Origin of the sequence: Rhizobium sp. BK399 (assembly GCF_014194695.1) — a bacterium.
In the GTDB taxonomy this organism is placed as follows: Bacteria; Pseudomonadota; Alphaproteobacteria; order Rhizobiales; family Rhizobiaceae; genus Rhizobium.
Genome location: NZ_JACIAH010000019.1, coordinates 34,948 through 49,660, shown reverse-complemented (window position 1 = coordinate 49,660; position 14,713 = coordinate 34,948). Strand labels below are relative to the sequence as shown.

The following is a 14,713-nucleotide window of genomic DNA, read 5'->3' as shown; positions in this document are numbered from 1 at the left end:
GATGAAGCCCCCGGGCAGCCCACACTATCGCGACGCCGAGCGGATCGATGGCGACCATTGTCGTCGAAACGTTGCCCTGATGCCATGAACTCTCCTTAATCGGTCTGTGCGAATGATGGAAACCAACAAGCCTCGGTCTCAAGAAGCGGCAAACGAGCCTCCGCGGGGCTTCGTGCGCGTGCGTGGAGCACGCGAGCACAATTTGAAGAGCATCGATCTCGTCATTCCGCGCGATGCCCTTGTGGTGTTCACCGGCGTCTCCGGCTCGGGAAAGTCGTCGCTGGCCTTTGGTACGCTCTACGCGGAGGCGCAGCGGCGCTATCTCGAGTCGGTGTCGCCTTATGCGCGGCGTTTGTTTCATCAGATGGCGGTTCCCGAGGTCGACGAAATCGATGGCCTGCCCCCGGCCGTGGCCTTGCAGCAGCAGCGCGGCTCGCCTTCCACGCGCTCTTCCGTCGGCAGCGTGACGACGCTTTCTAACCTCCTTCGGATGCTCTACTCGCGCGCTGGCAATTATCCCCGACACCAAGTACATCTCGATTCCGAGGCTTTCTCGCCCAACACGCCGGCGGGAGCCTGTCCCCGATGCCATGGACTCGGTCGGGTCTACGAGGCGACCGAAGGCTCGATGGTGCCGGATGATTCCAAAAGCATTCGCGAGCGCGCCATTGCCGCCTGGCCGCCCGCCTGGCATGGCGGCAACCTGCGCGACATGCTGACTACGCTGGGCTATGACGTCGATCGTCCATGGCGAGAGCTGCCGAAGGAAGCCCGCGACTGGATCCTCTACACCGACGAGCAGCCGGTGGTCCCGGTCTACATCGGGTATGACGCGGACGAGGCGCGACGGGCGATCAGGCGCAAGGAGGAGCCCAGTTACCGCGGCAATTTCTCCAGCGCCAGGCGATATGTGTTAAACACCTTTGCCACCACTCAAAGCGCGTCGATCAAGAAACGGGTGGCGCGCTACATGGTGAGCACCGAATGCCCGCTCTGTCACGGCAAGCGGCTTCGCCGCGAAGCGCTCTCCGTCAAGTTCGCCGGCTTCAATATTGCCGACATTTCGCGGATCCCACTGGCAAGGCTCGCTGACCTCCTGCGCCCCTATGCGGAGGCCACCGCCGCTACCCTGACCAAGCTGAAGGCGCAGCATCCGGAGAAGGCGTTGGTAGTGCAGCGGATCGCCGAGGACCTCGGCGGCCGGCTCGCGGTTCTGCTCGACCTCGGACTTGGCTATCTTTCACTGGAGAGAAGCACCCCGACGCTGTCACCGGGCGAACTGCAGCGCCTGCGACTTGCAACCCAAGTGCGGTCCAATCTGTTCGGCGTCGTCTACATGCTCGACGAGCCCTCAGCCGGACTGCATCCCGCGGACACGGAGGCGCTGATGACGGCGCTCGATCGATTGAAAGCCTCCGGCAATTCGCTGTTCGTGGTCGAACACGAGATCGATGTGATCCGCCATGCGGATTGGATCGTCGACGTCGGCCCGGGCGCCGGCGACCGCGGTGGCCGCGTGCTCTACAGCGGTCCGCTGCAAGGGTTCGAGCAGGCAGAGCAATCGCAAACTCGCCGCTACCTGTTCGACCACACTATTGTGTCAGACCGAACGCCGCGCCCACCCAGGGGCTGGTTGCGGCTGCGCGGGGTCAACTGCAACAACATCCATGGGCTCAATGTCGATTTTCCGTTGGGAGCATTTACCACCGTGACTGGCGTTTCCGGTTCGGGCAAGTCGAGCTTGGTGAGCCAGGTCCTGGTGGAATTGATTGCAAAGCAGCTCGGCCATCCCATCCCCTCGATCGATGATGAAGACGACGGGCTCGAGCGGACTGCCGTGACGACACCGCGCGGTCGGATCGCGAGCGGGGCGGAGGACGTCAAGCGCCTGGTGGTCGTCGACCAGAAAGCGATCGGACGCACACCACGGTCCAATCTCGCGACGTACACGGGGCTGTTCGACCACATTCGCAAAATTTTCGCGGCGACGAAGTCGGCGCGCGCCCGTCACTATGACGCTGGACGCTTTTCCTTCAATGTTGCCAAGGGCCGTTGCGAGACCTGCGAGGGAGAAGGCTTTGTTTTCGTCGAATTGATGTTCTTGCCCAGCGTCTATGCACCGTGTCCAACCTGTCATGGCGCTCGCTTCAACGCGCAAACCTTGGACATCGAATATCGCGAAAAGAACATCGCCGCAGTTCTGGGAATGACGGTAGATGCCGCCTACGCCTTCTTTGCCGAGGAGGCGCAAGTGCGCCGATTCCTCAATGTGCTGCGGCAGGTTGGCCTCGGCTATTTGCGACTTGGCCAGCCGGCCACGGAGCTTTCCGGCGGCGAGGCACAGCGGATCAAGCTTGCCTCCGAGCTCCAGCGGCCTCAGCGCGGCGCCACGCTCTACGTCCTCGACGAGCCCACCACAGGACTACACCCGGCTGACGTTGAGAGGCTCGTCGCGCAACTTGACGGGCTCGTCGAATCTGGCAATACCGTCATCGTGGTGGAGCACGACATGCGTGTCGCCGCCGGCAGCGACTGGGTCATGGATATCGGCCCTGGGGCAGGCGAGGAAGGCGGCCGTGTAGTGGCGTTCGGCACGCCAGCCGAGGTCGCTGGATCGTCCATAAGCCGCACAGCACCATATCTGTCGCGGTTCACGGCCCGGCCTGCGGCCGAGCTGGAGCCGGTCCAGTAGCAGCGCGCGAATTGAGATCGTCTCCTAGAACGGCCAATCGGGCGCCCCCGAATTGGAGGCGCTGAACGAGGTGATCGAACAGGGCAGATGGTCGCGCCGATCGCGGGCGGAGTTGCGTTGGATCAGGCGGTGCGAGCGCATCAACTCGTCGCTGCCGGCCACGTGCTCTGAAAAATCGACCTGCCGTTCAGCCGGATCCATCGCGCGTTCCAGTGAACGGTCCCGTTCCCCTTTGCGGCGCGTCTCCTAGAATTGACGGTCGTCAATGCGTTGCGGCGTGCATCGCGCTAGTAAAACCTCAGTGGTGCCGTCAGAAGACGATCCGATACGCGCGCCGGCGGGCCCCGGTATCGACTTGGGCACGAGCTGATAGACACGGCAGATAATTTCGCCGACCTGCTTGTCGCACCAAGGCCGCGCGATCGAGGCCGTGAGATGAACCCGTGAGGATATATGATGCCGAAGGTCGATCCAAGCGATGAGAGGATGTTTCCAAAATTCTCGGGGGCGGAAATCGATCGGCTTTGTCGGTTCGGCTACCAGCAGCGTTACAGCAAGGGCCAACCGCTGTTCCTGACAGGAGAGATCGCCCCCGGCATGTTTCTGCTCAAGAGCGGTCGCGCCCAAGTGACGCGGCGCGACCCGCTGGGACATCTCGCTCCGATCGTGGAAGAGACTGCAGGTGATTTCGTCGCCGAAGTGGAACAGCTTTCCGGTCGGCCGGCGCTGGTCGACGTTCACGCGGTCGACGATATCGAGGCCGTTGTCATTCGGGCCGAGAACCTGCGCGGCGTCATGATCGCGGAGCCCGAGCTTGGCGACCGGATCATGCGCGCCTTGATTCTGCGCCGCATCTTCCTTATTGAGGCGGGCGCCGGCGGACCCGCGCTGATCGGGTCCGAGGACGCTCCCGATGTCGTGCGGCTGCAAGGCTTCCTCGCCCGGAACGCCTACCCCTATCAGGTGCTCGATCCTGCGAGGGATCGCGAGGCCGCTGATCTCATCGACAAATATGCGCCGGATCCGAGCGACCTTCCACTGGCGGTGTGTCCCAAGGGCACAATTCTCAAGAACCCTAGTGAGGCAGACCTGGCACGCGCCCTTGGAATGGTACGGAGGGACGGTCGAGACCGGACGTACGACGTCGCCATCGTCGGGGCTGGCCCCGCCGGTCTTGCGACCGCCGTCTACGCGGCGTCCGAGGGGCTTTCGATCGTGGTCTTTGACGCACACGCGTTCGGTGGGCAGGCCGGGGCGAGTGCGCGCATCGAGAACTACCTCGGGTTCCCGACCGGCATATCTGGCCGGGACCTCGCCGGGCGAGCCTATGTACAGGCGCAAAAATTCGGCGCCGAAATGGCGATCCCGTCCGCCATCGCACGCCTCGACTGCGATCAAAATCCGCTGATGCTGGAATTCGCGGACGGGGCCTTAACCAAGGCTTCGGCCGTGGTGATTGCGTCCGGCGCACGCTACCGTCGGCTCGACATCCCCAATCTAAGCGAGTTCGAAGGACGAGGCGTGTGGTATTGGGCCTCGCCCATCGAGGCAAGGCTTTGCCGGCACGAAGAAATCGTCCTTGTCGGAGGCGGCAACTCCGCGGGGCAGGCCGCCGTGTTCTTGCGCGACTACGCCGCCAAGATCTGGCTGGTTGTGCGTGGGGCAAGCCTGTCCGAAAGCATGTCCCAATATCTCATTGACCGGATACATGCGGCCAGCACCATCGAGGTGCTGACGAACACGGAGGTTATCGCGCTCTGCGGTTCACCGCAACGACAGCTTGAGCGCATCCGGTGGCGCAACCGCGTTTCAGGTGAGGAAACGGAAAGGCAGGTTCGGCATATGTTTTTGTTCCTTGGAGCCGAGCCGGAGTCTGGGTGGCTGCACGGCTGCGTTTCTCTCGACGCCAAAGGCTTCGTGCAGACGGGTGCGAGCGTGCCACAGGCGATCCCCTCCGCAATCGACGGCGCAGAACCGCTCTCACTGCAATCCAGCATCCCCGGCGTCTTCGCGGTCGGCGACGTGCGTTCCGGCTCGGTCAAACGCGTCGGCGCCGCGATCGGCGAAGGAGCCGAAGTCGTGGCCCAGTTGCATACCTATCTCACCGGTCAGGCGAAGAGCGCCACCGTTTGCGCCCCGTCCGCCGCCGAGCTCCCGACCGTCTTTCCGCCTTCAACGCGGTAATGTTCCGCCCTTGTCGCGGCCCGACATATCAACGCCAGACAACGCCGGCTCGTTTCTTTGGCGTGCAACACGATCTGGTGGAGTTTCAACGAGACGGAAGCGAGTTAACCGTGTTGGCATCGAAGGCCGGCCCGGCATGAACGCAGATGCCAGCGCCAGAGCGGCGGCGGCTATCGAACGCGTTACCGTCCATCCGGATACAGCCGAGAGCCATGTTGTAGCGGCTGAGTTTGCGACCGTCGCGGCGACCAACGATCATTGGCGTTCACACACTCTCGGCACCGCCCAGGTTCGGGTCTCTTTATCATTGCCCGGCAAGCCTCCGAAGAAGCGGCTCACGGGAGACGGCGATCTCGTAGAACATGGAGGCGCTCACGCGTTCCTCCTGGATCATATTTCTCGAATGCTGAAAGCTGATGCCTATGGATCGGGCAAGGCCGGGCTTGCGAAAACCGCCCAACTGGACGCGCGACCGCGATCTGCATGCCAACATGCGCATCGGCTGGATCACAGCGGGTAGGTCTTGGCTTAGCAATACCGTAAGAGCAGGAGGCTATTTCGATTCCGACAATGCTTTTGCGTCTTGTCATTCCGGAATGTGAGTGTGTCGAGATACGCCGTCAGGAACTCAGCAAAATTTCCGAATGCTTGGGGAGTTTACAGGACTGCGCAAAATGGCATGGGCGCTTTCACCGCGGCGCTACATCCGACTTCAAATCGAGGGCGGAACGTGCGGCATCTGCAAAGAATGGACAGCAGGTGTGTCGCGCAACTGGATAATCGAACATAGGCCAGATATGTTTTGCCGACGGCGCGACGAACCCTTCAAAAGCCTATGTCGAGCGCGATTGAGTGGAAAGATCAAGGCCGCGCCACAATAACACTGACGAAGTCATGCGCACAGAAAATCAGAAGATACTATCGCGGCGCGCCTTATGGCGTTCCTCGATTAGGGGGCGGCAGGTCTGCTCGACCGCCTTTACTGCAAGATCAAGCCTCTTCTTCAGAGCGTCTCCCTCCATTTCTCCCCAACCGATCGCCGCCTCCCATTGATCGCGTTCTTGTTCTCGTCCGGCTGGCTTCTGGCCATGGGTGCGGACCAAATTGCGGGCCGCATCGACAATTTCGTTGTGAATTGCCCTTATCTCGTCGAACGGGCGCGCAGCCTCTTCTCCGAAGTAAGCCATGAAGCGGTATCGGCTGGCCCGGAGCTCGGAGAAGACTTGGCTTTCCTTCGTCAAGCGGTCCACGGGGGCGATGATCTCGCTCTTTTCGGGCTCATCATCGTCCTGTCCAATGTCTGGTCGATCAGTCTCATCTTGATCGGCATCTGACGCCGGAAATCGCGCCCATGTCAGAATGTCCCTGGTCCGATAGAACCCCGCCAAAACCTCTTCCGCCAATTCAGCCTTCCGCCTGCCGACCGTTTCGGCCCTCCATGCATTGAGCCCGCGCATCCCGGCCCAGCCAGCCAGAAGGGCCGCCATGCCGGTCATTAGATTGGCCCATGCGGAAATCCATTCAGGTGACACGACCGATCTTCCGTGCGTACGTTTCGATAAGGCCCATACGTTTCTATCTGCGTTCCGTTTGCCGCCTGTTGGCGTTTGCAGAAGAGACGAAACGCTCAATTATCCAGTTGCGCATGCGTCCGCGTGACGACGTCTTCGCCTCGGTGGCAATTCCATCAACAGTTCAGCCTAGGCTTGGCAATACCGTATAGATGCGCGTTATAAATGCAAGGAATTCTGCCACATAGCTGCGGAGGGATGACGCCAGTTTCACTGGGCAAGTGCGCTCTCGGCGTGCTGGTTGGATCAGGGCGCCGACCCGGTGACCGCCTTCCTGTGTATCTTTATCGAAGCGCCCGGTCCAGAGATATGTATCCTCTGGCACCGCTACTTCAAGTTGCCGGCTTTTCATCACCTTCTCGACGTCGATGCCGGCGTTGCGCAACCGCTGACAGTGATCGTACTTGTGGTGATCGGATGGTCCCACCAAAGGGAATGGGCTGGGGCGTCGACTTCATATCAGTCTCCCGGATCCGAGGGTTTATCCTTATGGCGGATTTCCGCCATGGCTTTTTGTTGCACTGGCCAAGCCAGGGGGGCCGCCATTTGGAGTGCAAGCCGATCAAGCGGAGCATGATCGAACTCGCTCTCTACCTGCGCTTTGCGAAAGTGCGTCGAGAGCACGCCCCAGAGACGGCCATTGCTGCTGATCAGCGGGGTCGATTGCACGGCAGCAATGCCGTCGGCGCTCATCATGTCGAGCTCAACAGTACCCACAAACAGGTAAGTCGTCGAGACGTCTTCGACAAACACACGCATGCGCCTCGTGAGCGCCGCAGCGCAAGTGGTGTTGGTGTCGCGACGCACGATGCTGAAAAAGCTCTCGGCTTTGCTGGAGAAACCGCGGCTGGCAACAAGTTTAAGTCAGTCGGTACTTTCGTCAAAGCGTTGCAGAGTGCCATGTCGGCGCCCGTTATGGCGATCGCGATATCTAGAGCCGGGAATAGGTCCAGACCAAGACTCCTGGAGTTTTTTAGCCGCTGTAGGGCCACGTCAATGTTTTGCCCAACCGCGCCGTCGAGGGGCTCCTTGAGTTTTGCCACCGTCGTGCCTCCGAGAGCTCCGCTGTGTGCGGCCGAGCAAGGCCGAAAAAGTAAAGGGGGGATTGCCGCCTAATGGTCGTCGTGAACGCCAGGAGAATCTGACAACCGTCCATGCGCATGTGCCGTCTGCGAAGAACATTCCCCCGTTGCGCGCCATGCGGCCAAGGTGCGTGAATTGCGGTCTCAGCCGTCAGCACCAGAAGCCGTCGCGCACTTGACGTCGCCAATCGGAAAGCTGGTTTGCTACAACGCCGTTACGGCGCGCGACATCCACTGCTCGCACACCACGCTCAAGGCTTTCCGCTACAATGCGAGCCTTTACATCATCCGGCCAACGCCGGTTACCGCGACGGGGCTCAACGACGTCATCGCGACCAACAAATCCATCATCCAATTCAGCTTCCAGATACGCTTGGAACCCTTCGCAGCTATGCTCAAAAAGCGGCGGACAATTACGTCCTCAGTGATCTCGGTTAAACATCAATCGCTGTTCCGGTGAGATGAGGTCGATTGAGGCGTGACAGCTAGAGCATGGGTATCGTTACTGCGAGGATAACGACCAATCCGGCCGTCACGAGACATGTTTCAATTAGAAACAACGCCACTTGCCGTCCGGTCATGCCTGGGAAAGCGGATTTCACTGAAGCGTCTCCTTGAAAAAAATTTCCAATGCCAGAACGATAACACAGTACGATGCAGAATATTGTTATTTCTTTCACGGTAAATACCTTGCTTAATTGCAGGCAGTGCTCACATCAGTATTTGCGGTGGCTACTCTCACCTCACCTCGTCGGACCCGGATGGGTGGCGATCCCTTGAAGCTGGCCTGCTGTTGGGCGCGGCCGCAGAAGGCTGATCAAGGCCACGCCAAAGAGTGGATGGCCGATCGTCGACGTTTCTGACGCTTATCGCCATGACGCTGCGTCTGCGCCTCCATTGCTCGAAAGGCCGCCTCGATTCCAAGAGGTTGCACCGTTCGAGAACCTTCTGCGCGATGCCCGATCGACCCGAATGCCACCGAAGCAGAGCCGGTGGTGCTATTGAGTTTACGGCAGGCTCAGCAGGGATCTAGCACAAATTCGAGATAGGCATTGCAAAACCAAAAATTGAGCTTATATGTTTGTTTATCGACCAATGCTTGTGACGTCGTTCCAGAGCTTTATGCTCCCGTTGGATTTCCTCTCAAATAATCGATCTTATACCGCAAGGCATCGCGGGAACCCCAACGATTGCTTCGAAAGGAAATCGTTATGAACACTGGTACTGTAAAGTGGTTTAATTCCGCTAAAGGCTTCGGCTTCATTCAGCCTGACAACGGCAGCACGGATGTCTTCGTGCATGTGTCTGCCGTTGAGCGTGCTGGCATGCGTGCGCTATCGGATGGTCAGAAGATCACCTACGACGTCGTCCAGGACCGCAAGTCCGGCAAGAGCTCGGCGGACAACCTTCAGGCGGCATAATAACGTCATTTGCACCGCTGACCACGGATGTACTGGCAGCAAAGCTGAATGACTGTGAGAGGTCGGGTTCATGCCCGGCCTTTTGTTTTTTTTGCCATAGAGATCGTCACGCCCGAATTTGCTAGTCCTCGTGACAGGATCGTATTGTAACGTCGTAATCTTTGAAGCATCAGCCAAGACGGGCCCGGGTTTCGACCGCTCCCATATCTGGCCTAAGCGGCATCGCACGCAGGAAATGACAATAGCCTGCCCAAACGGCGAGGCAGGCATGTGGTGGACGTAGAAGCCGTGTCATAGGCATCGCTGTCTTAGTGGACGGCCTTACCCAAACGAGAGGAGGACGCGATGTCTTCCAACGAGTATTCCGCATACGTATCACAGAACCTGGTTCGGACGAGTACGTTCGGCTATCATGAACAAGCGACCCTTCGTGTGCTTCTCGACGCCGCGGTCACCCGTGACGCTCGGCTAAAGCTGCCTTTGGCAGGAATGAGAGCATTTCCCGATTTCGGCGTCGATGGAAAATCCCGCATGCGGACGGCACTTTAGGGCACGACGCTCCTTCCGCTTTAGCAAATCCGCTGCGAGACTAACGCCGACCCGAACCTAACGGCTCAAAACAGCCGATATTGATCCTGGCGCTAAAGGAGAAACCAATGGCCAAAGGCCAAATGCGTAGCAACCGAGAAATCCGTAAACCGAAGAAGGACAAAACCGCAGCGGTAGCACCACCGCCATCTAGCCCGCAAGCCAAGCTTACGGGCGGCCACGCGGCGAGTATTGGCAAGAAATAGCATGTAGACCGCTCATCACGCCAATATCACTGCCAAAGGGCGCGACACCGCGCTATTATTCGAGGACTCAATGATCAATGACACCACCCGGAAATTCGCAGAAACTCTGTTTCGCGCGCCGGCCCCAGAAGCCGGCTCCAATGCCGAAAAGCTCCTGAACCTCCGAAAGGGCATGCAGCTGCGCACACGCAAGCTGCGAGATAGCGAGCGAACCGTCAGAGAAGCCGCCCGCCCCTTCCGTCACTCTTCCGCAGCCACGAGGGCGATCACATGACTCAGTTCGATTACACCGGCGGGGCCGGACTTTACGCTGGCAAATCGAAAGCCGGCATAAACGGTCCTCGTTATCGGCGGTTCGATACAGCAGCCGAAGCCCTTCGGTTCGCCGTAGAAGACCTGCCACACAGTCAACAACGAGGCTCTTTGCTGGAGATTGACGAGGCGCGTTTCAACCACAACCAGATCCGTGCGCTCTACGATGCACCCGGCTACCCGCTTTCACGCCGGTTCAGCTTTCCCCCCATCGTCTGATTTACGTCCTCGCGAAGGGCCGGATCTCCTGCTCTACACTCACGACCTCATATTTTACCTGAAGGCCGCATAGCCCAAAAAGCGGATGTCTTCCAAAACGCAATCGCCACGGCGACGTTTTTCGCGCCGACGCATCAGGTCGAGATCGTCAGCAGCGCCGAGGTCGATCTGAGATCCGAAGCCTGGCCGGTGTTCGACATCGCCGCATCCCGGCGCGCTACCCGTTCTTTTACGAGGAAGAGGACTGGCAAAACCTCGGGGTACTTCGGATGCACAGTACTTTGATCCGACCAGCCAGTTCCAGACTTGCGTCAAGAGCTTTGGTATGGCTGAAACAACCGATATCCTCTCCCTCTTGAAGGACCTGAGCGCCGGGATTTCAAACGTCATTGGTTATCGGGCATGCGATGACGAAGGAACGCGTGCTCCGCTTCAAAACGCTGGCCTTTGGGTCTGGAAGTTGCCGGGATCCAGCAACCATTTGTGCGAAGCTGTTCGGGTTCTCGGGCTGGGAACGAGAGCCATATCCAGATACAGAATTCATATCAACCGCACCAGCGAGTTGACAGACGCGCTCCCGCGCCAAGGCCGCCCATGTGCACATGACAGGCGAACCGGCGAACGTGATGCTGAAGTGCTGAAACTCGGCGTGCCGCACATTCGCGTTTTGGCGTTCGAGCCAGCGACACGTTCAAAGCACGAAGTATAAATTGAGCCGCTTTCGCGGTGGCTCATTCGGCATTGCCGCGCTATAAGCCCGCGCTACTTTCGATAGGAGTTTTTTTAGCGATAACCGATGCAAAGCCCTCCCAAGTCCTCAAACCAAAATACGGGCGAGCCCGGTACGGGCGCCAGCCCCACGGCGGATCCAGGAATCTCAGCCGACCATGTCGTGACGCAAGCATCACCCAGCTTGGACACATTGGATGAGGCCGGTTCAGCCTCGCCTGCTCGCGACCCACGACGGGCCCACACATCCTTTAGCCAAAGCCGACTGGCAGCGCACAATCTGCTGCGTGCGCTGGGACATGATTTAAAAGCAAGTTCAACCTTCGCAAAGACCAAGGCTGAGACAGCCGCTTCCTACCTGAAGGCGAAGCTCAAGGCCGCAATCCGGCCGGAAACTACAGCAACTCCCCGCAGCCCTAGGCGACTGGGGGCTGCTCTGGCTAAAGCAGGGACCGCAATTCATGGTCTGCGGGCAATGCTTTGCGAGAGTCGCCGGCACAGTCGACCTAACGCGGGCTGGTGGAAAACCGCTCTGGCATCGGTCTTCCTTGTCGGCCTCCTCGTGGCAGGCGGCACACTTTGGTGGGCTTTAAGGGACGTACCGTGGGGCGAGATCCGCGATGGAACCTTGAAGCCTGTCATAGTGCTAGAAACCGCTGACGGTGCACCGCTGGTACGACAGGGGCCGTATCAAGGGGCGTATGCTCAATACGACCAGTTTCCACCGCAGCTTATCGACGCTGTCCTCTCCATTGAAGACAGGCGTTTCATGGATCATTTCGGCATCGACCTCAGAGGTATCGCAAGGGCGCTCCTGCGGAACTTTGAAGCCGGCTCGGTGGTAGAAGGTGGGAGCACGATCACCCAGCAGCTCATCAAGCTGCAGTATCTCGAGAGTGATCGGACAATAAAGCGGAAGATACAGGAGGTCGTGATAGCCCTGTGGCTGGAGTGGAAACTTGGGAAGAAGGAAATCCTGACGCGCTATCTGAACAGCGCCTATCTTGGTGCCGGCGCGACCGGCATGCCTGCCGCAGCACGCATCTATTTCAACAAGGATATCGGCGCCCTCAACCTGCCGGAGTCTGCCATGCTGGCGGGATTGCTGCGGGCACCGAGCCAGTGGAACCCGATCGATAATTCCGAGGGCGCCCGACAACGCAGTGCCGTCGTCCTCGACGCGATGGCAGCTAATGGCAAGATCACCGGATCGAAGGCCGACGAGGTCAAGGCGAGCTTCGCGAAACTCCATCCGACGACGCCAACACCCCGTTCCGGAAGTTGGTTTGCCGACTGGATTTCGCCGCAAGCAAGCGAAATTGCTGGCTCCTCGCCAGGCTCGACGACCGTGCGCACGACCCTGGTGCCGAATCTGCAACAGATCGCCGAAAGGGTTGTGAGCAAAGCTCTGGACAAGGAAGGAAAGGCCGTCGGAGCATCACAGGCAGCCTTGGTTGCGATGACGCCGGACGGCGCCGTCGTTGCCATGGTCGGCGGGCGCGACTACAAGGCAAGTCAGTTTAATCGCGCTGTCACGGCAATGCGGCAGCCGGGCTCCACCTTCAAGCTGTTCGTCTACTATGCCGCCCTGAAGGCCGGGCTCACCTTGTCTGACCGGATTCTCGACGCACCGATCAGCGTTGACGGATGGTCGCCGGAAAACTACCGGGGCGGCTATCACGGCTGGGTTACACTGGCAGAAGCCTTTGCCCGGTCGCTGAATGCCGCGTCGGTCTCACTTGCCGACGAGGTGGGGCTCGACAACGTGATTGTGGCCGCTCGAGAGCTGGGCATCGATGCGCCGCTTGCCAACACCCCGTCCCTGGCGCTCGGAACATCCGAAGTAAACCTACTTAATCTGACCAGCGCCTATGCGGCTGTCCAACTTGGCAAGGCGCCTGTCAAGCCAAGGGGCATCATCGACTTTCAAGCAGCAGGGCAACCACAGGCGTTTCGAGTTGGCTCACAAGCGGTGCCGAATGTCGATCTTTCGCCTTACCAATCAGATCTTCTCGGCCTGCTGCAGCTCGTGGTCGAACGCGGCACTGGACGTGAAGCCGATCCCGGTGGATTTGCGGCCGGCAAGACCGGGACCAGCCAGAACAATCGCGATGCATGGTTCGTCGGCTTCACGAAACCTCTCGTTGCCGGGGTATGGGTGGGCAATGACGACGACACGCCGATGAATGGCGTCACCGGCGGCGCCTTGCCGGCGCGGATCTGGCGGGACTTCATGCGGGAGGCAATGAAGGAGCCTGCGCCGGATAAGTCGAAGCCGACGGGAGGAATGAACGACGGTCAAGGCGCACCCCAATCCTGCGACATCACCGCCTGCTCCCGCAGCTACCGTTCGTTCCGGCCGTCGGACTGCACATACCAGCCTTACTATGGTGGGAGGCGGCTCTGCGAAAAGTAATCCTTGCCTCGGGTTTCTGCCTTGCCGCCAATTGGGGGGCCACCATCGCTTTTTACGCCGGCGTGCTGCCCGGCTCCTTGGCCTGAGATCCTTGGATCGGCACTGTTACTGAAAGTCGTTGAAGTCGAGAAGGGGCCCGTTCGTTCAGACGCCCTTTTTGGAGGTCAAAGGCAAGTTTGGCTGGAATAGCCAAGTGCTTCAAGAGTGCGACTTTTTCCGGGGTGGACGTTCAGGGGATTTGCGAGATTACCAAGATCGGAACTGGGCCGTGCTCTAGTGCATCAAGCTGCCACTGCCCCTCGCATGAAAAGTGGTTACTAGCGTCCACGGCGATCCACACTCTGGAAGGGATACGCGCCATCGATACAAAAACTTGGAGCTTAGATTCTATTGCCTGAGGATTTGCATCTCCTTAGCCTTGAGAAAAGCGTCGATTGGTGAAGCCGCGTGAGGAATATCCCGCCCGATCTGCTGGATCTCCACCAATACTTGGATGCCTATATCGACTAGCATTGCGGTGGGTTGCTCGCCGGCGCGAAGGATCCCGGCATCTTTTGCGTGAAGACGCGATGGCGAGCTGAAACACGTCCACGGTCATGACGCGATCCCAATGAGCTTGAGGGCTCGGGATACTATTGCCTGCTTTGTGATACCGAACTTTTCGTAGGGCACTCCAGCCGGTGCTGACGCACCAAATTCGATCATCCCGATGACGTCATCTTCACTTGCAACGAGCGCTTCAACCGCGATCCTTGCGGCATGGCCTACAACCTGCGCCCGGTACTCTTTCGACGGGGCGTCGAACTGATCCCAGGTCGGCATCGAGACAACAGCCGTCGGGGTGGCCAGACGCTTCCAGTTCGTTCGCGGCCTCGACTGCCACTTCGGTGCCAGTGGCGATTAGGGTCGCCGCCCGATTGCCCCGACGCTTCCTTCGGGACGTAGGCGCCCTTTGCGGAGAGGTTTTCATTGCCGGAGTCAGTGCACAGCTGAGGAACGTTTTGGCGCGACAGAGTGAGCAGGGACGGCGTCTTCTGATCGCGAAGGGCGATATCCCAGCACTCCGGCGTTTCGATCGTATCAACCGGGCGGAAGACGTGGAGGTTCGGGATAGCCCGGAGGCTTGCCAGGTGCTCGACCGGCTGATGCGTTGGGCCGTCTTCGCCGAGACCGATCGAACGTGGGTGAGAACGTAGATTGATCGGCCACCCATGAAGGCGGAGACACAGATGGCGTTGCGGCAATAGTCAGAAAACACCAGGAACTACCCAGAAGAAGGCGCACTTGGGGCCC

The 14,713-nt window shown here is 59.4% G+C and carries 11 protein-coding genes and 2 pseudogenes; 8 read left to right on the top strand and 5 right to left on the bottom strand.

All coding sequences use genetic code 11. The annotated features are described in order from the left end of the window. Positions 1-112 precede the first annotated feature (112 nt). Positions 113-2,692, top strand: a complete 2,580-nt coding sequence (locus tag FHT97_RS26510) for an excinuclease ABC subunit UvrA (RefSeq protein WP_183759017.1) — start codon at positions 113-115, stop codon at positions 2,690-2,692. Positions 2,693-2,716: 24 nt separating this feature from the next. Here the strand turns inward: FHT97_RS26510 and FHT97_RS26505 are convergent, their stop codons facing one another. Beyond that, on the bottom strand, positions 2,717-2,893 hold the full coding sequence (locus FHT97_RS26505; RefSeq protein ID WP_183759015.1) for a hypothetical protein: 177 nt from the start codon (positions 2,891-2,893) through the stop codon (positions 2,717-2,719). 255 nt (positions 2,894-3,148) lie between these two features. On the opposite strand from FHT97_RS26505, the gene FHT97_RS26500 reads away from it, so the two are divergent. Then, positions 3,149-4,876, top strand: a complete 1,728-nt coding sequence (locus tag FHT97_RS26500) for an FAD-dependent oxidoreductase (protein ID WP_183759013.1) — start codon at positions 3,149-3,151, stop codon at positions 4,874-4,876. A gap of 908 nt (positions 4,877-5,784) precedes the next feature. Here the strand turns inward: FHT97_RS26500 and FHT97_RS26495 are convergent. From FHT97_RS26495 to FHT97_RS26485, 3 genes and pseudogenes are all read right to left on the bottom strand, one after another. Further along, the gene (locus FHT97_RS26495; protein WP_183759011.1) at positions 5,785-6,408 is read right to left on the bottom strand and encodes a hypothetical protein; all 624 of its coding nucleotides are present in this window, start codon (positions 6,406-6,408) and stop codon (positions 5,785-5,787) included. Positions 6,409-6,906: 498 nt separating this feature from the next. Continuing rightward, positions 6,907-7,254 (bottom strand): GAF domain-containing protein, encoded by a 348-nt coding sequence (locus tag FHT97_RS26490; RefSeq protein WP_183864732.1) that lies wholly within the window; start codon positions 7,252-7,254, stop codon positions 6,907-6,909. A gap of 438 nt (positions 7,255-7,692) precedes the next feature. Continuing rightward, a pseudogene (locus FHT97_RS26485) lies at positions 7,693-7,884 on the bottom strand (transposase); the annotation flags it as partial. Positions 7,885-8,740: 856 nt separating this feature from the next. Between FHT97_RS26485 and FHT97_RS26480 the strand changes: the two are divergent. The 6 genes from FHT97_RS26480 to FHT97_RS26455 all read left to right on the top strand — a co-directional run bounded on the left by FHT97_RS26480 (position 8,741) and on the right by FHT97_RS26455 (position 13,420). Then, positions 8,741-8,950: a cold-shock protein gene (locus tag FHT97_RS26480; RefSeq protein WP_183759007.1), complete on the top strand. Its 210-nt coding sequence runs from the start codon at positions 8,741-8,743 to the stop codon at positions 8,948-8,950. A 345-nt stretch (positions 8,951-9,295) separates the two neighbouring features. Continuing rightward, complete coding sequence (locus FHT97_RS26475) at positions 9,296-9,499, top strand: hypothetical protein (protein ID WP_183759005.1); 204 nt, start codon at positions 9,296-9,298, stop codon at positions 9,497-9,499. Positions 9,500-9,814: 315 nt separating this feature from the next. Then, positions 9,815-10,018 carry a hypothetical protein gene (locus FHT97_RS26470; protein WP_183759003.1) on the top strand — a complete coding sequence of 68 codons (204 nt, stop codon included), beginning with the start codon at positions 9,815-9,817 and terminating at the stop codon, positions 10,016-10,018. Next, positions 10,015-10,275: a hypothetical protein gene (locus tag FHT97_RS26465; RefSeq protein ID WP_183759001.1), complete on the top strand. Its 261-nt coding sequence runs from the start codon at positions 10,015-10,017 to the stop codon at positions 10,273-10,275. The genes FHT97_RS26470 and FHT97_RS26465 overlap by 4 nt, the downstream gene beginning before the upstream one ends. A 325-nt stretch (positions 10,276-10,600) precedes the next feature. Continuing rightward, the gene (locus FHT97_RS26460; protein ID WP_183758999.1) at positions 10,601-10,984 is read left to right on the top strand and encodes a hypothetical protein; all 384 of its coding nucleotides are present in this window, start codon (positions 10,601-10,603) and stop codon (positions 10,982-10,984) included. Between the two features lie 87 nt (positions 10,985-11,071). After that, the gene (locus FHT97_RS26455; protein WP_183864731.1) at positions 11,072-13,420 is read left to right on the top strand and encodes a PBP1A family penicillin-binding protein; all 2,349 of its coding nucleotides are present in this window, start codon (positions 11,072-11,074) and stop codon (positions 13,418-13,420) included. 594 nt (positions 13,421-14,014) lie between these two features. Here FHT97_RS26455 and FHT97_RS26450 read toward each other — a convergent pair. After that, positions 14,015-14,690, bottom strand: a pseudogene (locus FHT97_RS26450) (transketolase); the annotation flags it as partial. Positions 14,691-14,713: the final 23 nt, after the last annotated feature.